The following is an 18,421-nucleotide window of genomic DNA, read 5'->3' on the forward strand; positions in this document are numbered from 1 at the left end:
AATTTTAACCATGAAAAATAAATCATATATAGGTCTTAGCTTTATTCTTTTAATCTTTGGAATTTTTTTTATTCCAAAGATTGTCAAACGTATTAAGGAAGGAGAAGTCGTAAAGGGAGATCGTTTGAGTACACTAGTAGATCAAGGTGCAGGTAAAAGTGATTTGTTTACAGTGGGAGCTGCACCTAAATTTTCTCTAATGAATCAGAATGGGAAAACGATTTCAAATGAAAGCTATAAAGGGAAAGTTTTTGTATTAGAGTTTTTCTTTACTACTTGTCCGACCATTTGTCCTATCATGAATCGTAATATGAAATTAATACAAGATAGTTTTGCTTCCAATGCTAATTTTGGTATTGCATCTATTACGATTAACCCTGAAACAGATACTCAAAAAGTTTTAAAAGATCATGCAGAAAGTTTGAATTTAAAAGGAATGAACTGGCATTTTCTAACGGGGAATCAAAAAGAAATATATGATTTAGCACAAAAAGGGTTTAATCTATATGTCGGACAAAATAAAAAAGTAAAAGGAGGATTTGAACACTCTGGAATGTTTGCCTTAATTGATAAAGAAGGAAATATACGTTGCAGTAAAGATAATTATGGAAATCCTATAGTATATTATGATGGATTAAAAGCTGATGGGATAAAACAGATCAAGAAGGATATATCAAAATTGTTAGCGGAATAAAAAATCAATAATTTCATAAAAGCAGTATGGAAAATAGTTTAAAAAAGAAATATAATATAATCATTACCATTTTGTCAGTTACTATTCCTTTAGTGGTAGCTGTTTTGTTTAAAGTTAAATTAAAGGATTTTGGATTTAATGTAAAACCTCTAACTTTTTTGCCTCCTATTTATGCAACGATTAATGGTTTAACAGCTATTCTTTTGATTGGGGCGGTAATTGCTATAAAAAAAGGAAATCGTTTATTGCATGAACGATTAATTAAATTTGCAATAGTTTGTTCTGTAGCTTTTTTAGGGATGTATGTAGCCTATCACATGACTGCCGAATCGACACCTTATGGCGGTGTTGGCATCATGAAAGCACTCTATTTTTTTATTTTAATTACACATATTGTTTTGTCAATAGGTATCATTCCGCTTGTTTTGATAACATACGTTAGAGCGTTGTTAGGTAGTTTTGATCGTCATAAGTTAATAGCTAAATGGGCATTTCCTTTATGGTTATACGTAGCGGTAACAGGTGTTGTAGTGTATTTAATGATTTCTCCCTATTATGCAAACTAAAGAAAATAATAAAAATGTGAAGATAATAAGTGTTTTGTTTTTTGTTCTTTGCTTCTTATTATCTATAGAGTTTAAAGCACAATGCGCCATGTGTCGTGCCTCATTAGAAAGTACAGGAAATGTAGAACAGGCACAAGCGGTAAATGATGGGATAGTATACCTAATGGCAATTCCTTACATCTTAGTTGGTTTAGCAAGTTATTATGTTTATAAAATGTATAAAAAAAAGAAAAGTTAGTGATACATCACTAACTTTTCTTTTTTTTGATAAAAGCTAATTATTATTGTAAACCGTTTACCTCTACTTTTAAATTACCTGTTATGGTTAAGAATCCTAGGATAGATTCATTCGTAAGTTGTACTTTGTCAAAATCAATATGGGTTAATTTACCATTAATATAAATACCTTGTAAAGGGGAATAGTTATTTAAATATTGCATTATGCTTTTCTTTCCTTCTTCTAAATTTGAGGCAATCGAGTATCTACAATTAGCTTTTAGTTTTTGAATAATAGCACTTTGAAATAGCCAATTAGCTGTTTTAATCAGTTTACTTTTAGTTTCTAAGGCATAATCTAAATCGTCAAAATAAAATTCTTTTTTTTCTGTATCGTACTTGGGAAATCCAGACAAATAAATACGTCCATTTAAGCTACCTAAAAGATCAAGAGCAATGATCATTTTTCCTTGTTTATGCCAAATGGAAACATTTTGGATGCTAATTTTTCGATTTCCAGAACTGAATTCCTTTCCTTTAAAGTTATTATTTATTAATCTTGAAGCATCATTATAAGTAGATAATGCAACTAATGAAGCTGTTATTTTATTAGGTAATTGTTGAGTGGTCTTTAATATGAGTTTGTTTTTATCAAATAAATTTTGCGGTTTTTGTCCAACTAAAGATTCTATTTGGCATTTTAGACCTATGTTTAGATGAATCTTATTGTCATTTAAAACAATTTGAGTAGAATGAATTTCTTGCGGATTAATACGTAACCAAGTTTCGTAATTTTTATTCATTTCTATAGGTTCACTTGCTTTTTGCATTAGATCATAAATTTGTTTTTTAAAATCTAATGATTTACCAATAGCATCATCTAAACTCTTTTCTATTTTGCTTTTAAAATATTTTAAAGTAGGATTTATTAAATATGTAATTTTAATATCTTTACCTGCTATACTTACGGTGGGGCTTTCATTCCATTCAATGTTTTGTAATTCAGTTTGGGTGTTTACTTGCCAATTAATGAGATTAACATTGCTGAGTAAACTGACGGTTGCATTTAGATTAAATTCACGAGTATCATAAAGATCCATTCCTAAAACTGAAGTTCCATATTTTACTTTTGCCCAAATTTTTAAAGGAACCATAGTTTGTAATTTTTGATCTTTTTCATTCATGGTAATAGGAGTGTTTTTCCAAATTTTGATCATGATTTTATCATCCTCTAAATTATTGTCTTCGTAGATTAATCCTGTTAAGGCTTTATTCGTTTGATTTTCTATATCTTTTACTGTAAGTTGAATGGGAAAATTCAGATAAGATGAATAAGTTGGGAAATTTACTGGTAAAGCTTTATCGGGTTCTGGTTGCATTAATTCTATTTTTTGAGTTGAGGAGCAATTGCTTAATAATAAACTAATGATTATAGTAAAAAAATAGTAGGTTAGTTTTTTCATGTAGTGATGATTTTGTTGCAAAAATAAAATTATTTTTAATGCGTTTGTAACAAAGTGTTGCTTTGATAGTCTAATGAATTGTATGTAAAGATTTGAAGAGACTGAAATAATGAAAAAAACACCTAATATACTTATCTTCTTAATATTCATAGGGTTTAGTGTTAAAGGACAAGAACGCAAATGGAGTTTAAAAGAATGTGTTAACCACGCATTGGTAAATAACATAGCTATACAACAATCTTCCTTAGATACGGATATTGCAGCAGTAAATAAAAAAATAGCATTTGCGAGATTTTTACCCTCTATAAATGGGAATTTATCTCATTCTTGGAATATAGGTTTGAATCAGAATATAACTACAGGTATATTAGAAAATCAAACGACACAATTTACTTCAGCTGGGGTAACTATGGGGATAGATATTTATAGAGGATTACAAAATCAAAATCAACTACGAAAATCAAATCTGTCAAAAATAGCATCAGAATATCAATTAACAAAAATAAAAGAAGATATTTCTTTAAATATAATTAATGCCTATTTACAAATTTTATTTAATAAAGAAAGCTTAAAAGTACAAAGAGAACAATTAATACTCAATACAGAACAAAAAAAGAGAACAACAGAATTAGTGAATGCAGGGGTTGTTCCCAAAGGAGATCTGTTGGATGTAAATGCTACAATTGCAACTCATAATCAAAGATTAGTTAATGCAGAAAATGCTTTGCTCATTTCTAAATTAAGTTTAGCACAGTTGTTACAAATCAAAGAGTATGATGTCTTTGATATTGCAGATGAAGAAGTTGAAGCTAAATTAAGTGCGGTTTTAGCAGAAACACCTAATGTTATTTTTAATAAAGCCAAGCAAACCCGAGTAGGACTAAAATTGGCACAAACCAATTTAGAAATTGCACAAAAAGATATTGATATAGCAAAAGGAGCTTATCAACCAAGTTTACAGGGTTTTTATAATTTAAATACTCGTGTATCATACGCTAAAACAATTAAAGGATTTGGAATAGATTCGCAGAATCCAACCAAAAAAATAGGTTTTGTAGAATCAACAGGTGACTTGGTTTCTACTGTTAATACAGTACCTGTATTAGGTCAAGCCAATCCATTTCTTGAACAAATAAATGACAATAAAGGCCATAGTTTTGGATTGCAATTGAGTATTCCGATTTTTAATGGTTTTGCTGTAAAAAATAATATAAATCGTTCTAAAATCGTTTTTCAAAAATCTAAATTAGCTTTAGAACAACAAATGTTAGATCTTGAGCGCACCGTTTATACAGCTTATACAGATACTAGAGGAGCACAGAAAGCTTATGAAGCAGCCCTAGTAGTTTTAGAAGCAAGACAAAAAACTGTTGATTATGCAAAAGAACGTTATGAAGTAGGTTTAATGAATGTTTTTGATTACAATCAATCACAAACACAGTTAATTAATGCGCAATCAGAATTATTGCGAACCAAATATGATTATATTTTTAGAACCAAAATTTTAGAATTTTATTTCGGAATTCCCATTTTTTAAAATCTAAGACGCGAATGGGAATAGATAAAATGAAAAGATTTGATAGATTTATAAAAAGATTTCTTTCTCTTATACAAAACGGTAAACCAAATGAAAACAAAAACTAAATATATACTTGTTAGTGGGATTGTAATTGTAATAATAGTATTAATAGGTTTGAAAAAAAAAGGGGTATTAGGTAATAATACTACTGTTGTTGAAGTAGAATGGCAAGAAGTTAAACAACGAACCATTGTAGAAATGGTGTCCGCTACAGGTAAAATTCAGCCCGAAACAGAAGTTAAAATTTCCTCTGAAATTTCAGGTGAAATAATAGCATTACCTGTTAAAGAAGGACAAATGGTTCAAAAAGGTGATTTACTGGCTAAAATTAATCCGCAATTATATTTACAAGGGGTAAATAGGACACAGGCAGGACTTTCTAATACTAAAGCTAATTTGTTACAAATAGAAGCACAATATAAAGAAGCAAAAGCAAGTTATGAACGAAACAAAAAGTTATATGAAAAAGGAATTATTTCAGGTGCAGAGTGGGATAAGTCTTTGGCTGTTTTTGAAGGAGCAAAAGCAGCTAGGCAAGCAGCTTCTTTTAATGTAGAAAGTGCTACAGCAACCGTTAATGAATCACGAGAAAGTTTACGTAAATCTACTATTTATGCCCCTATGTCTGGTACTGTTTCTAAACTAGGAGTTGAGCTTGGAGAGCGTGTATTAGGAACACAACAAATGACAGGAACTGAGTTAATGCGTGTGGCCAATCTTGATAATATGGAAGTGGAAGTAGATGTTAATGAAAATGATATCGTAAAAATTGAAATAGGAGATGAAGCCAATGTTCAAGTTGATGCTTACCTTAAAAAAATATTTAGAGGAATCGTAACAAGTATTTCTAATTCCGCTAATTCAACTACTTCAGCAGATCAAGTAACTAATTTTAAAGTAAAAGTTAGAATACTAAAAGAGTCGTATGCTGAATTAATGATAGGAAAAACAAATAATTATGCTCCTTTTCGTCCAGGTATGACCGCTACAGTTGATATCATTACAACTAGAAAAGAAAAAGTTGTAGCAGTTCCTATAAGTGCTGTAGTGATGCGAACAGATACAACATCTTTAAGAAAGTCATATCTAGAAAATGAAGAAGATGATTTTGAAGCAAAAGAAGAAAAACCTGCTAAAGAAGAAAAACGCCATGAATGTGTATTTGTTAAAAGAGGAGATAAAGTATATTTAAAAGTTATAAAGACAGGAATTCAAGATGATAATTATATAGAAGTGCTTTCTGGATTAAAAAAAGGGGAAACGATTGTAACAGGTCCCTATACTACCGTTACAAAAGAATTAAACCCAGGCGATCATGTGAAAAAAATAACTGAAAATAAAAAAGATAATAATAATTGATAAAAAATAAAATATTATAAAGATTGTTTGCTGTTTGACAGGATTGAGCCATTTTTTTAGATGAATCAGTCCTGTTTTTTTATGATTGTTGTACTTTTGTATCCTATATAATTACCTATGACTTATATTTTACACTTAGAAACCGCTACTCGTAATTGTTCTGTATCCTTAGCTAAAGAAGGAGAATTGCTTGCAGTTCGTGAAATTGCAGAATCAGGATATACCCATGCCGAAAAGTTACATGTATTTATAGAAGAGGTTTTGGATAAAGCTCAAATAAAAATAAATGATTTGGTAGCAATAGCTGTTAGTCAAGGTCCCGGTTCTTATACAGGTCTTAGAATAGGCGTTTCCGCAGCTAAAGGTTTGTGTTATGCTTTAAATATTCCGCTAATAGCAGTAGATACTTTGGAAACTTTAGCAAGACAAATAAAGGTGTCAGAAGGAATGATTATTCCTATGATAGATGCTAGACGGATGGAGTGTTATACAGCCGTTTTTTCTAATCAGTATGAGTTGCAACGAAAAGTGGAATCGCAAATTATTGATTCCAATGTCTTTTCTGTGTTTCAAGAAAAAATACATCTATTGGGAGACGGTGCTTTTAAATGTAAGGAAGTCCTTAATACAGCACAATTTATTTATCATGAACAAGCTATTTTTCCATCTTCAAAAGAAATGGTAGGAATAGCTTATCAAAAATTTTTGAACCAAGATTTTGTAGATGTAGCCTATTTTGAGCCTTTTTATCTAAAGGAATTCATGCTAAATACAAAATAAGAATAGAACGTACATTACAAAAAAGAACAGTCTAAAAAGGATTTGCATTTCTTATTAAAGTAAAATAATAAAGATCAAATTGAGAAAAGCAAAGATCCATTTTTTTTATGCTTTAATGAAGGTGATTTTAAACCCAGATTCCGCATTAGACTTGGTTGTGAAACAAAATTTTTCAATAAATTCAAGTGCTCACGGAAAATTTTAGAAGAAGAAATAGTGAACTATTTTGATGATTAAAATTTGAGTACGTGCTTGAATTTGAAGAAAAATAAAGTGGAATAGATTTACTTCGTCTATTCGCTACGCTCGGGTCTAATGCGTAATCTGGGTTGAATTCTCAAAGAAAAGTTATAACTTATTTTGTTATCCCGATAGAAAAAGGAGGTAGATAAAGTACGCAGCGTTATCCTTATCAAAAATGACGCATTATAGTTTGATTTAGATTATGGGATTCCTCCTTATGTCAGAGTAAAAAACTAAACGATGATTTTTTAACTCAGATTCCACATTTGACTTTGAAGAAAATAAAGTGGAATAAATTTCTAATGCGGAATCTGGGTTTAAATTTAGAATCAAGGAGGTTTTTAATCCTAGATAGGATATGTTTTATTTTTCAACTTGCCTAAAGAACTTTTATAATGAAAATTCTTCGACTTGATAGTGATAAACTAAATATTGAGTGATTTTTTTAAAATATTTTTCGGATTCACTACAACAGTTAATTATAAAGTGAATTCAATAGATCTGATTTTACTGCTACACCATCACTGTTTTGTGTCCAAGCACGAATTAAAAGGCTAAATGTTTCGAGTTCTATATTTGCTATAAAAATTTCAGGTTTAGGATCTTTCAAGATTAAGGGATGATTTTGAGCTAATGTTTCTAATTTTGATTGTGTATTTTTAATATTCTGATCTATAGGGAAAATAAAAGTGAAATCATTTCTAGAGGTGTTTTTTTGAGAATGATTTTTTATTTTACCATTTGAAAGCATTCCATTGGGAATGTAAACTACTTGATTATTTCCAGTTATTAATTTAGTAGAAAAAATATGAATGTCTTCTACTTTACCTATTTCTCCTTGTACTTCTATCTTATCTCCCACCTTAAAAGGCTTAAATAAAATAATTAAAATGCCTCCTGAAAAATTAGAAAGAGATCCCTGTAAAGATAAACCTACAGCTAATCCTGCTGCTCCTAAAATGGCAACAAAAGAAGAAGTTTCGACACCTAACTTAGAAATAACGGCTATAAAAACCAATCCTCTTATAGTCCAATAAATCAAATCTTCTAAAAATTCAACAAGTGTAATTTCTATGTTACGGCTAATTAGAATTTTTTTGGTTGTTTTTGTAATAAACTTAGAAAGCCATATTCCGACAATAAATATTAAGCCAGCCGTTAATATGTTAACAGAATAAGTAATAACATATTCTTTTACCGTTTCTAAAGTATCTATATTAATCATTTTAATAAATGTTTGAAGATTAACTTATTTTGTTTGTAAAAATAGAAAAACAGAATAACTGTTTTTCGAAAAAATTCAACTCCAAATTTATAGTAGGATAAACTAAAATAAAAAATAGTTTTATTGCAGATAAAAATAATTTAGAATCTAAAAAAGAGATGTTGTTTGTTTTTTATTCCAGTATAATTATAGCTACAGTAAAAATCTCATATATTTTATCTTTATTATAAAGTATACTCCTTAAATTGGAGTTTAAGCGGTTATTTATATGTAAGAGTTTTTATATAATTTTATAAAGATATACTATCTCTATTGTGATTTTTTTATTGTAAATATTTGAAAATTACAAGACAAAAAAGGTGTCTTAAAAGGGCACAATCTTGTTATTTCGATCATAGGGGAACCCGATAGCTTTGCTCGAATAGGTGAAAAAATCACATGGTACTAATAATGCGACTTCTCCTGTCGTTCAAATGATCGATTATGCGTTTAATTTTGACTTTTGAGACACCTTCTTGTTTTTCATGTTTTCCTTAGAATTAAATTTAGGGTAAAATTTTTATTTATATCAGTACTATATGCAATGTATGCCATTTTTAATAGTTTATCAGAGTTTAGCCATTAAGAGCTTCAACAGTTATTTCTGAATCATGAAGCATTTCTTTTAACATATTTTCAATGCCATTCTTTAAAGTAAAAGTAGAAGAAGGACAACCACTACAAGCTCCTTGAAGAATTACTTTTACTTTTTTGTCTCCCTCAGTATAAGAATCAAATAAAATATTTCCTCCATCAGAAGCTACCGCAGGTTTTATATATTCTTCAATAATATTGATTATTTTTTGAGAAGTAGTATCTAAATTATCAAAATCCGCTATTTGCTGTTTTTCTTGTTTCTGTGAAATTGTAATTTTAGTTTCATCTACCGCTATTTTTCCATTTTCTATAAATTCTTTTATAAAAGTTCGCAATTCGTTTGTTATGTCTTGCCATTCACTTACAGCATATTTTGTAACCGATACATAGTTTTCATCAATAAAAACTTCCTTTACATAAGGAAAACTAAACAACGCTTTAGCAAGTGGTGAAGCTATTGTTTCATCTATGTTTTTGCATTCTACGATTTGTTTAGTTAGCATTCTACTTGCAACAAATTTCATTACAGTAGGATTAGGCGTGCTTTCAGCATAAACAGTTACGGCAATCTTTTTAATTTCTTTTTCAATAATGACAGGGCCTCCCGCATTTACATAATTTTCGAGTTGTTCTGCTACATCATGCTTAACATCATCCCATTCTACTATGCTAAATTTTTCTATAGCAATAAAATTTCCTGAAATATATACCGTTTTTACAAAAGGCAAATAGAATAGTTGTTTAGCTAAAGGTGAATCGGTACATTCGTCTACATTTTTGAACTCAAAACTTTGATTAGGGCAAATAAAATAAGAAAATTCAAATTTTAAGATAGAAGGATTCGTAGTTTCTTTTATAGTAATTAATTTCATGTGTATAAAGTGTAATTTATTCTCCAACTAAGAGAAATTTTGATATGCAAATTTACTAAAGAAGTTTAGCATAATAGAAAGGGATTGCTGAAAGTTATAAGAAATTTAACGAAAATATCGATTTGTATTACATTGCCTTCTTCAATACTCTAAAATAGTTTAACTTTGAAGTTTATATTCAAAAATAAATATGAAGTACTTATTACTTGTTTTGACATTCATGAGTTTGTCTTTGTATAGTCAGGTGGATATACCTGTATATTCCGATTATTTAACGGATAACTATTATCTTATACATCCATCAATGGCTGGAGCCGCCAATTGTGCAAAAATTAGAGCTACAGGAAGACAGCAATGGTTTGGAAATGATAAAGCACCTGCTTTGCAAACTTTGAGTGTTAATGGAAGTGTGGATGAAGAAGCAAAATCAGGTGTTGGACTTATTTTGTTTAATGATCGTAATGGCAATCATTCAAATAGAGGATTGAAAGCTACTTACGCTCATCATATCCGATTTTCTAGGAATGATATAGATTTAAATCGTTTATCTTTTGGTGTGAATGTTGGGGTTAATCAGTTGCAGTTAGATGAAACGGAATTTGGGACTACTTTTGACCCTATTATTGGAGGAGGAGTACAAAGTGCAAGCTATTATAATATTGATTTTGGGGCTTCTTATAATTTTCTTGATTTTTATATACATGCAACTGTAAAAAATGCCGTTTTTAAAAGTAGAAATATTTATACTGATGTTGAATCCAGTAATTTGAGAAAATATGTTTTTAATTCAGGGTATGTATTGGGTAATCGTGATCGTATATTATACGAACCTTCCATTATGTTTCAGTTTACTGAACTGACTAAAGAAAGAATCGTAGATCTAAATATTAAAGCGTATAAAAATATGAATTTTGGTAAGCTTTGGGCAGGGCTGTCTTATAGAAATAGTTTTGATGGTACGCAGTATATAAAAAATGAAGCAGTAGAAAAACAACGTTTACAATATGTTACGCCTATTGTAGGAACTAATTATAAAAAGTTTATGTTAGCTTATACTTATAGCTATATCATAGGCGATGCGAAATTTGATAAAGGCGGTTTTCATCAGTTAACTTTAGGTTTTGATTTTGGATGTAAACGTGAAAAATTCGATTGCAATTGTCCTTCTGTAAATTAATATAGGGATGTTTTAAAAGGGAATAAAGCTATTTTTAATTTTGTTTGTTGTTTTGTTTTAGTCAATAAAAAATAAACTTAAAAGAAGAGATTTTGTAAATGATATCAAATGATGTGATTATGATATTTTTCTTTAGCGTAACAAACTAAATATCGATGTTTCCTTTTAGCCTCCCTTTTTTTGTATATAAATATGTTAGTAAAAACAGTTAATGGTAAAATGCCTTTAATTCCTGAAGATTGTTATGTTGCAGAAAATGCTACGATTGTAGGTGATGTAATTTTTGGAAAAGAATGTAGTGTATGGTTTAATGCTGTAGTTAGAGGAGACGTACACTCTATTCGAATTGGAAATAAAGTAAATATTCAAGATGGAGCAGTAATACACTGTACTTATTTGAAACATCCTACAGAAATTGGAAATAATGTTTCAATTGGTCATAAAGCTATTGTGCATGGTTGTACAATAAAAGATAATGTGTTAATAGGTATGGGAGCTATTGTTATGGATGGTTGTGTTGTTGAAAGTAATTCAATTGTAGCAGCGGGTTCTGTAGTAACACAAAACACAGTTGTTGAATCAGGAACAATTTATGCAGGAATTCCTGCTAAAAAAGTAAAAGATATGAATCAGAGTGATTTTGCAGGTGAAATAGAACGCATTTCTAATAATTATGTTATGTATTCAAGTTGGTTTAAAGAATAAACCAAAAACTATATTTTACTTTGGAAATTTATAACAATAGAAGACTTCTTATTTCAACAATGTAGTAAAACGAAGTTTGTGGTAAAAAAGAGGATGTGTTTTTTATCTTCTTTTACTTTGTTCACCACAAAGTTTATTGCTTAAATGCTACTAAAAGTCTAATTCTAAAACATTTGTATTAAAACCAATAATTGATTTTAAAACACGGGCATCACTATTTGAATAGAAAATAGTGGTGCTCTTTTTGTTTTGGTTATTGATTATTTGATATTGTTCTAAAATAGATTTTGTTTGTTTGGCAACAGCTAATCCTGAATCAATAATTTTGATAGAATCGGGGATTATTTTTTTTATTTCTGGAATTAAATAAGGATAATGACTACATCCTAGTACTAAATAGTCTATTCCTGCCTCAATCATTGGGGTTAAATAAGAAGTTAGTAGTTTTTTCATTTCCTTAGATTGAATTTTACCATCTTCTATGAGTTCAACTAAGCCGTGTCCTACTTGTTCCATGATTCTAATATTGGTATAATTTTCTAATTGACGATTAAAGAGTTCACTATTTAAAGTGCCTTTTGTAGCTAAAATACCAATGGTTTTGGTTTCACTAAGGGTTGCTGCGGGTTTTATGGCAGGTTCAATGCCGATAAAAGGAATATCATATTTAGATCGCATTTCTTTTATAGCATTAGTGGTAGCGGTATTACAAGCCACTATAATTAGTTTACATTTTTTTTGTAGTAAAAAATCAACGTTCTTAAAGCAGAGGTTAATGATTTCTTCTTTTGTTTTTTTGCCATAAGGAGCATTTTTGCTATCAGCAAGATAAATGGTATTTTCATTAGGTAATAAAGAATGTACTTCTTTCCATATTGAAGTGCCACCGATTCCTGAATCAAAAAGTCCTATAGGGTTTGTATTACTCATAAAAACAAAAATAAAAAAAAACTGCCTTGAAGAAAATAACAAGACAGTTTTTTAAAAAAAAATATTTTGATAAAATTAGAATTTTAATTCTTTTTTCACATCTTCAAATAAGTTTGGCCCGTCTGCTAATATTAAAGCTGAAGAATCCATTACATATTGGAAACCTTTAGCACGAGCTACTTTTATTACAGCAGCTTTTGCTTTTTCCATGATAGGTTTTACGATTTCAGTTTCTTTGTCAGAAATTTGTTTTTGAGCGTTATCGCGATACTGTTGGATTCTTTGTCCCATATCTTGCATTTCTTTAGCTCTTTTTTCGTTTTCAGCATCACCAGCAGTTTGAGCTTCGCTTTCGTATTTTTTCATTTTAGTTTGGTATTCTGTTACCATTTTTGAATACTCAGCATCTAAACTTTTACTTAAAGTTTCTAATTGTGCTTTAGCAGTCGTCATTTCGGGCATTTTTGAAAGTAATTGCTGAACGTCAATATGAGCTGTTTTTGATTGCGCATTCATTTCGCTCATTCCCAAAAACATTACAGTCGCAATTAATAAAGATTTCAATTGTTTCATCATCTAAGTATTTAGTATAGTTAAAAATTAATTAGTACTCTTTTTTTCTTCTTGAGCTTTGCGTTGCGCTTCTTTATCTTCAAGAATTTTTTTCCTTTTTTCTTCTAAAGCTTTTTTTCTTTCTTCAAGGGTTTTTTTGTTTTTTTCTATTAACTCTTGTCTTGCGGCTTCACGTATAATTCGTGTAGAGTCTTGACTTGTTTTTTTGTCTTCTCTCTTGTTGAAATTAACGGATTGCGTATTTACTGTGTTATTCTGAGAACTATTGTTCTTTGATGAATCAATAGTTATGCCAGTTTTTTTGGCTTCTTGTTCTTCTAACTGTTTTTTTCTTTTTTCTTCGTAATCTCTACGTTTTTTTTCAGTTTCAGAACGTCTAGCTTCTAATATTTGTTCACGACGTGACTTTTTTTCATCGAGTATCTTTTTGCGTTCTGCTAGATTTGTGTTTTCAGCAATTTCATCTTCTTTTGCCTCTTTTTCTTCTAGTGCTTTTTGTTGCTTTTTGTTTAGTTCCTCTCTTTTTTCAGCTCGGGTTATAATTCTAACGACTAAGTCACTTATATCAAATCTTTTTGCTGAAAAAAGCATTGTTAATTGAGCAGAAGATTTATCAAAGATATAATCGTATTGTTTTTTTTCGGCTAAATCTTGAACAGCATTAAAAACTTGATCTTGTACGGGTTTTAAGATAGCTTCTTTTTGTAAAGCTAAATCACCTCTTGAACCAAAACGTTTTTGTTGGTAGTCTAGTAATTGATTTTCCTGAAATTTAATTTCTTCTTCTCTTTCTTTAATTAACTCCTTTGTTAGTAAAGCACTTTCGCTTTTTAATGTTTCCTTTAGTTTGTTAATTGCATTTTTTTTAGTTTCGATATCCTGTTTCCATTTTTGAGCTTTTTCTTCTAATTGAGAAGAAGCTTCCTTATAATCAGGTGTGTTTTCTAGGATATATTCCATGTCTATATAACCAATCTTGATACCTGCTTTGTTTTGAGCTTTTATATTGGTTATGGTAATTAAGCCTAATAATAAGAAGAATCTTTTCATATTTTTTAAAGTTTTGACAAGCTATATAATCTTAATATGCTTGGCGTTATATGATCATATAACGCCAAATATAATTAAAATTGTTGTCCTATGATAAAATGTGTTTGCCAACCTGATTTAGGACCGCCTGGATTTATGGGGTCAAAACCATGAGCAAAATCGATTCCTAAAAGTCCAAAGGCTGGCATGAAAACTCTTAGACCGACACCGGCAGAACGTTTTATAGCAAAAGGATTATACGATTTGAAACCTTCAAAAGCAGCTCCTCCCTCTACAAAAGCCATCATATATATAGACGCTGTTTGTTTTAGGGTAATAGGATAACGTAATTCTAGCGAAAACTTATTAAATGCAGTACCTCCTATTTGTTGACCTGCTCTTTCTCCTTGTGTAATAGTAGGGGTTAATGAGTTATTAGGATAACCTCTTAATTGGATTGTTTCTCTACCATCCATAGCAAAGTTAGCCAAACCATCGCCGCCTAAATAAAAACGTTCAAAAGGGACTAAGCCTCGTTTATTATTGTAAGCTCCCATGAAACCAAATTCACCCAATGTACGAAGTGTTAGTTTTTCATATACTTTAGAAAACCATTCTGCTTTTACTTTAATCTTGTAATATTCAAGCCAGTTAAATTTTTGTTGATCTACTTTAGAAGGATCAGCAGAAGCTTCTTCGATAGAATTAGCTTTGGTTAATACGCCGTTGTTGTTAATTAATGGATCTCCTGCGTTATATGTTTCAGATGAATTACTCGCATATAATTTGTTCTCAGGTAAATTTCCTAAGTTTTGATAATCTACTCCGTTAAAATAAGAATAAGGAGGAGTGAGTTTAGCTGTTATACTAAATTCAGAACCGTACGTAGGAAATATAGGATTTACCCCTTTATTATTACGAGTTAAGCCAATAGTGTAAGAAAGATTTCTAGAAGTACCATTACCGAATGTAAATAAACCTATGTTGTAATTGTTTAGGTCATAATGTTGGTAACTAACAGCTTGAGAAAGGACAAAATAATCATCTGGAAATTGTAGTCTTTTTGCAATACCTACAGTAGCTGTAAAGATGTTGAAATTTCTGGATCTATCAACTCTATTATTAACAAAATTGTTTGAAAATTGTTTACTGTATGATAATGAACCAGAAAATTGAACAGGCTTTTTACCTCCAAACCATGGTTCCGCAAATGAAAAACTATAAGTTTGAAAATATGAACTAGCTTGTAGACGTAAAGATAATTTCTGTCCATCTCCCATAGGAAGAGGTTTATAAGCACTTTTCTTAAAAATGTTGCTTATAGCAAAGTTATTAAATGATAAACCTAAAGTACCGATAAAGCCACCGCCTCCGTAACCTCCTTGTAGTTCGATTTGACTGGCTCCTTTTTCCGCAACATGGTATTTAATGTCTACAGTACCACCTGCTGGATCTACATTTTCAAAATCTGGTTTTATGGCCTCTGCATCAAAAAAGCCTAACTGACCAATTTCTCGGATAGTACGAACTAAATTTTCTTTGCTATAAACCTCTCCTGGTTTTGTTCTTAATTCACGGTATATTACTTTGTCGTTTGTTTTGTCATTACCCACAACAGATATTTTGTTAAAATATGCTAAAGGACCTTCAACGATTCTAATGTCTAGATCTATTTGATTGTTATCTGTTTTAACTTCTACAGGATTGATGTTTGAAAATAAGTAACCATTATTTTGGTATAAATTGGTAATGTCTTCTCCGTCAGGTTGTGTTTTATCTGCAATTCTTTTGTCTAGTAGGACACTGTTGTATACATCTCCTTTACTAATTCCTAGATATTTTGATAAAACTTGATCACTGTATACGGTATTTCCTGTGAAATTAATGTTTCCGAAGTAGTATTTTTTTCCTTCTTCTAGGTTAATTTTAATTTTTACCTTATTGTTTTTAGAATCATATACAACAGTATCTGATTTTATTCGCGCATCACGATAACCGTTTTCTTTGTATTTATCAATTAATAAACTCAAGTCATTTTTGTATTTATCCTTTTTGAATTTCATGGATTTAAGCTTTAAGAAATTCATAAAGCTTAAATGACGAGTGTCTTTCATTGAACGAAGTAAAATTCCTTTTTTTAATTCATTATTACCAATTAACTCAATATCTTTTATTCTTACTTTTTTTCCTCGGTCTACATTTATTACCATATTTACGTGGTTTATAGTAGTTGTATCTTCAAGAGTACTTATGTTTACCTTTGTGTTGAAATAGCCTTCTTTTTTGTATTTATTTTCAATATAGTATTTTGTTGTTGTTAAAAGGTTTTCATTTACAATTTTTTCGCTAGTAAGGCCATTGTCTTTAATTAAAGATTCTTGCGCGCTTTTTTTAACTCCAACAATTTTAACATTGTTAAGCTTAGGTAATTCGTTTAGATTTAGTTCTAGTGAAATGCTGTCACCTTCTATTTTATCTACATAAAAATTAACATTATTGTATAATCCTAACTTCCATAATTTTTTTATGGAGTTACTGATTTCCTCTCCTGGTACGGTTAAGGTTTGCCCTTTTGTTAAACCTGCAAACGTAACAATTGTTTGTTCGTTGTAGGTAACTTTTCCTGTTACATTTACCTTTTTGAGTACATAAGATTTACCATTTTCAATGGTTAATCTTTCCTGTGCTTGTACGTTCATAGTAACGCTTGTAAATACAAGCAAAATTAGAAGCTTCATGCAGCTTTTAACGGGTGTAAAATTATTTAACTTGCTCACTTGTTTTTCCAAATCTACGTTCTCTTTTTTGATAGCTAATGAGGGCTTCATATAAATCTTGTTCACTAAAATCAGGCCATAAAACATCAGTAAAGTAAAATTCTGCATAGGCTATTTGCCAAAGTAAAAAATTACTAATTCTATGTTCGCCACTTGTTCGTATGACTAAATCTACTTCTGGTAAATCATGTGTGTAAAGATGATTATTAAAAATTGATTCGTCAATATTTTCAATTGAAATTATATTATTTTTAACTTTATCGGATATTTTTTTAACAGCATTTAAGATTTCTTCACGAGAGCCATAACTTAAGGCTAAAGTGAGTGTCATTTGGGTATTGTTTTTGGTTTTTTCAATTACTTCTAATAATTCTTTTTGTACATTCTTAGGAAGTGAATCTAAATTACCTATACTGTTTAATTTGATGTTGTTTTTGATGAACGTATCCAATTCTTTCCTTAAAGAAGAGATTAGTATTTTCATTAAGGTTTCCACTTCTAATTTTGGACGATTCCAATTTTCAGTAGAAAAAGTGTAAAGAGTTAGGTTTTTTATTCCTAATTTAACACACGTTTCTATTGTTACACGTACAGATTTTGTGCCATTCTCATGCCCAAAAACGCGTAACATGCCTTTTTGTTTTGCCCAACGACCGTTTCCGTCCATAATAATGGCAAGATGTTGGGGTAGATTGTCTCGGTTTATTTTTTCTATTAAATTCATTAATTTCTACAGTAACAAGGATTTTGTCCGAAAGTATAGGTTAGAGTTGCTCCAGTAAAATTGTACCAATCATTACTGTTTGTATTCCCAAATGAAAGATGTAAAGCATTGTCTTTTGGTGAACTACCGTCTAAATCATCTATAAAAGAGTAATTAAAACGGGTTTCTAATCCTAAGATAATTTTATTGGTTAATTTCATTTTTATACCCACTGTCATAGGAATTGAAAAAGCCCAAGAGTTTTGTTTAGAAATAGCCGTATTATTTTTAAAATACAAATTTTGATAGTTAAAATAATTTAGACCAGAATGAATATAAGGCGTAATGATAAAACCGTTCTCGTGTAGATTGAAGTCGAAAAAATTAAATTCTAAACCAGCAGATAATTCGGTTATTTTATTCTGAAAAGAGTAGTTTCGTTCTTTTCTTGCAATATTATCGGAATTAAAATCATTACCACTAATAGTACTACTCATAGCAGAAAAACGCCAAGCATGTCTTTTGCTCTTGTTCCACTTATAAATCAGTCCAAAGGCAGGGTCCTTGGGGGATATGAAGTATGTACTTCCAATATCACCAATATAGTTACTACCTCCTCCCAATACACCGATTTCGTGTAATTGAGCGTGGTTCTGACTAAAAGCCAAAAGAAATAGGAGAATGTGTGTTAACTTTTTCATTTTTATAATAGGTTGCAAATATAGTAATTATGAACACTCTACAAAGTGAATTGTCGATTTGTTAGTTTTAATTTGTAAACATGTTTATTCTTAAACGAAAAAGTTGGTTAGCTAGTATTTTATATTTTAACTTAAATTCTGTGTTAGACTTGAACGAAGTAAATTGGCGAAATCAATCTATTCTACTTTATTT

The 18,421-nt window shown here is 30.0% G+C and carries 17 protein-coding genes; 8 read left to right on the forward strand and 9 right to left on the reverse strand.

Annotated elements, in window-relative coordinates:
- Window positions 1-10 precede the first annotated feature (10 nt).
- The 3 genes from NAB20_RS05730 to NAB20_RS05740 are packed head-to-tail and all read left to right on the forward strand — an operon-like array spanning window position 11 to window position 1,498.
- A complete protein-coding gene (locus NAB20_RS05730; RefSeq protein WP_375605682.1) occupies window positions 11-694 on the forward strand; it encodes an SCO family protein in 684 nt (227 codons plus the stop codon).
- 26 nt (window positions 695-720) lie between these two features.
- Window positions 721-1,260: a DUF420 domain-containing protein gene (locus tag NAB20_RS05735; protein WP_127823524.1), complete on the forward strand. Its 540-nt coding sequence runs from the start codon at window positions 721-723 to the stop codon at window positions 1,258-1,260.
- On the forward strand, window positions 1,250-1,498 hold the full coding sequence (locus NAB20_RS05740; protein ID WP_105195167.1) for a hypothetical protein: 249 nt from the start codon (window positions 1,250-1,252) through the stop codon (window positions 1,496-1,498). The genes NAB20_RS05735 and NAB20_RS05740 overlap by 11 nt, the downstream gene beginning before the upstream one ends.
- A gap of 43 nt (window positions 1,499-1,541) precedes the next feature.
- On the opposite strand, the gene NAB20_RS05745 is transcribed toward NAB20_RS05740, so the two are convergent.
- Complete coding sequence (locus NAB20_RS05745) at window positions 1,542-2,939, reverse strand: DUF4403 family protein (protein WP_105195168.1); 1,398 nt, start codon at window positions 2,937-2,939, stop codon at window positions 1,542-1,544.
- Window positions 2,940-3,048: 109 nt separating this feature from the next.
- Here NAB20_RS05745 and NAB20_RS05750 point away from each other — a divergent pair, with 109 nt between their 5' ends.
- From NAB20_RS05750 to tsaB, 3 genes are all read left to right on the forward strand, one after another.
- Window positions 3,049-4,476 (forward strand): TolC family protein, encoded by a 1,428-nt coding sequence (locus NAB20_RS05750; RefSeq protein ID WP_127823523.1) that lies wholly within the window; start codon window positions 3,049-3,051, stop codon window positions 4,474-4,476.
- Window positions 4,477-4,566: 90 nt separating this feature from the next.
- Complete coding sequence (locus tag NAB20_RS05755) at window positions 4,567-5,877, forward strand: efflux RND transporter periplasmic adaptor subunit (RefSeq protein ID WP_375605683.1); 1,311 nt, start codon at window positions 4,567-4,569, stop codon at window positions 5,875-5,877.
- Window positions 5,878-5,994: 117 nt separating this feature from the next.
- Window positions 5,995-6,657, forward strand: coding sequence for a tRNA (adenosine(37)-N6)-threonylcarbamoyltransferase complex dimerization subunit type 1 TsaB (gene tsaB, locus NAB20_RS05760; RefSeq protein WP_105195171.1), 663 nt, complete (start codon window positions 5,995-5,997; stop codon window positions 6,655-6,657).
- A gap of 718 nt (window positions 6,658-7,375) precedes the next feature.
- Here the strand turns inward: tsaB and NAB20_RS05765 are convergent.
- Window positions 7,376-8,125, reverse strand: a complete 750-nt coding sequence (locus NAB20_RS05765; protein WP_105195776.1) for a mechanosensitive ion channel family protein — start codon at window positions 8,123-8,125, stop codon at window positions 7,376-7,378.
- 614 nt (window positions 8,126-8,739) lie between these two features.
- Window positions 8,740-9,633 (reverse strand): NifU family protein, encoded by an 894-nt coding sequence (locus NAB20_RS05770; RefSeq protein ID WP_088392085.1) that lies wholly within the window; start codon window positions 9,631-9,633, stop codon window positions 8,740-8,742.
- Between the two features lie 190 nt (window positions 9,634-9,823).
- Here NAB20_RS05770 and NAB20_RS05775 point away from each other — a divergent pair, with 190 nt between their 5' ends.
- Window positions 9,824-10,810 carry a type IX secretion system membrane protein PorP/SprF gene (locus tag NAB20_RS05775; protein WP_235878609.1) on the forward strand — a complete coding sequence of 329 codons (987 nt, stop codon included), beginning with the start codon at window positions 9,824-9,826 and terminating at the stop codon, window positions 10,808-10,810.
- A 192-nt stretch (window positions 10,811-11,002) separates the two neighbouring features.
- Window positions 11,003-11,515, forward strand: a complete 513-nt coding sequence (locus tag NAB20_RS05780; RefSeq protein ID WP_105195778.1) for a gamma carbonic anhydrase family protein — start codon at window positions 11,003-11,005, stop codon at window positions 11,513-11,515.
- Between the two features lie 150 nt (window positions 11,516-11,665).
- Here the strand turns inward: NAB20_RS05780 and murI are convergent, their stop codons facing one another.
- The 6 genes from murI to NAB20_RS05810 all read right to left on the reverse strand — a co-directional run bounded on the left by murI (window position 11,666) and on the right by NAB20_RS05810 (window position 18,228).
- Window positions 11,666-12,445: a glutamate racemase gene (murI, locus tag NAB20_RS05785; RefSeq protein WP_105195779.1), complete on the reverse strand. Its 780-nt coding sequence runs from the start codon at window positions 12,443-12,445 to the stop codon at window positions 11,666-11,668.
- Window positions 12,446-12,520: 75 nt separating this feature from the next.
- On the reverse strand, window positions 12,521-13,018 hold the full coding sequence (locus tag NAB20_RS05790; RefSeq protein ID WP_164849123.1) for an OmpH family outer membrane protein: 498 nt from the start codon (window positions 13,016-13,018) through the stop codon (window positions 12,521-12,523).
- A gap of 27 nt (window positions 13,019-13,045) precedes the next feature.
- Window positions 13,046-14,068, reverse strand: coding sequence for an OmpH family outer membrane protein (locus tag NAB20_RS05795; protein WP_105195780.1), 1,023 nt, complete (start codon window positions 14,066-14,068; stop codon window positions 13,046-13,048).
- Between the two features lie 74 nt (window positions 14,069-14,142).
- Window positions 14,143-16,875 carry an outer membrane protein assembly factor BamA gene (gene bamA / locus NAB20_RS05800; RefSeq protein ID WP_375605684.1) on the reverse strand — a complete coding sequence of 911 codons (2,733 nt, stop codon included), beginning with the start codon at window positions 16,873-16,875 and terminating at the stop codon, window positions 14,143-14,145.
- A complete protein-coding gene (locus NAB20_RS05805) occupies window positions 16,808-17,548 on the reverse strand; it encodes an isoprenyl transferase (protein ID WP_105195782.1) in 741 nt (246 codons plus the stop codon). Before NAB20_RS05805 ends, bamA begins: the two co-directional genes overlap by 68 nt.
- Window positions 17,548-18,228: a DUF6089 family protein gene (locus tag NAB20_RS05810; protein WP_127823530.1), complete on the reverse strand. Its 681-nt coding sequence runs from the start codon at window positions 18,226-18,228 to the stop codon at window positions 17,548-17,550. The genes NAB20_RS05805 and NAB20_RS05810 overlap by 1 nt, the downstream gene beginning before the upstream one ends.
- Window positions 18,229-18,421 lie beyond the last annotated feature (193 nt).

The organism is Flavobacterium davisii (assembly GCF_042182265.1).
Classification (GTDB): domain Bacteria; phylum Bacteroidota; class Bacteroidia; order Flavobacteriales; family Flavobacteriaceae; genus Flavobacterium; species Flavobacterium davisii.

What these genes read in the sequence shown, in the direction of transcription:
- NAB20_RS05730 (WP_375605682.1), top strand. Translation starts at nt 11, where the DNA reads ATGAAAAATAAATCATATATAGGTCTTAGCTTTATTCTTTTAATCTTT.
- NAB20_RS05735 (WP_127823524.1), top strand. Translation starts at nt 721, where the DNA reads ATGGAAAATAGTTTAAAAAAGAAATATAATATAATCATTACCATTTTG.
- NAB20_RS05740 (WP_105195167.1), top strand. Translation starts at nt 1,250, where the DNA reads ATGCAAACTAAAGAAAATAATAAAAATGTGAAGATAATAAGTGTTTTG.
- NAB20_RS05745 (WP_105195168.1), bottom strand. Translation starts at nt 2,939, where the DNA reads ATGAAAAAACTAACCTACTATTTTTTTACTATAATCATTAGTTTATTA.
- NAB20_RS05750 (WP_127823523.1), top strand. Translation starts at nt 3,049, where the DNA reads ATGAAAAAAACACCTAATATACTTATCTTCTTAATATTCATAGGGTTT.
- NAB20_RS05755 (WP_375605683.1), top strand. Translation starts at nt 4,567, where the DNA reads ATGAAAACAAAAACTAAATATATACTTGTTAGTGGGATTGTAATTGTA.
- tsaB (WP_105195171.1), top strand. Translation starts at nt 5,995, where the DNA reads ATGACTTATATTTTACACTTAGAAACCGCTACTCGTAATTGTTCTGTA.
- NAB20_RS05765 (WP_105195776.1), bottom strand. Translation starts at nt 8,125, where the DNA reads ATGATTAATATAGATACTTTAGAAACGGTAAAAGAATATGTTATTACT.
- NAB20_RS05770 (WP_088392085.1), bottom strand. Translation starts at nt 9,633, where the DNA reads ATGAAATTAATTACTATAAAAGAAACTACGAATCCTTCTATCTTAAAA.
- NAB20_RS05775 (WP_235878609.1), top strand. Translation starts at nt 9,824, where the DNA reads ATGAAGTACTTATTACTTGTTTTGACATTCATGAGTTTGTCTTTGTAT.
- NAB20_RS05780 (WP_105195778.1), top strand. Translation starts at nt 11,003, where the DNA reads ATGTTAGTAAAAACAGTTAATGGTAAAATGCCTTTAATTCCTGAAGAT.
- murI (WP_105195779.1), bottom strand. Translation starts at nt 12,445, where the DNA reads ATGAGTAATACAAACCCTATAGGACTTTTTGATTCAGGAATCGGTGGC.
- NAB20_RS05790 (WP_164849123.1), bottom strand. Translation starts at nt 13,018, where the DNA reads ATGAAACAATTGAAATCTTTATTAATTGCGACTGTAATGTTTTTGGGA.
- NAB20_RS05795 (WP_105195780.1), bottom strand. Translation starts at nt 14,068, where the DNA reads ATGAAAAGATTCTTCTTATTATTAGGCTTAATTACCATAACCAATATA.
- bamA (WP_375605684.1), bottom strand. Translation starts at nt 16,875, where the DNA reads ATGAAGCCCTCATTAGCTATCAAAAAAGAGAACGTAGATTTGGAAAAA.
- NAB20_RS05805 (WP_105195782.1), bottom strand. Translation starts at nt 17,548, where the DNA reads ATGAATTTAATAGAAAAAATAAACCGAGACAATCTACCCCAACATCTT.
- NAB20_RS05810 (WP_127823530.1), bottom strand. Translation starts at nt 18,228, where the DNA reads ATGAAAAAGTTAACACACATTCTCCTATTTCTTTTGGCTTTTAGTCAG.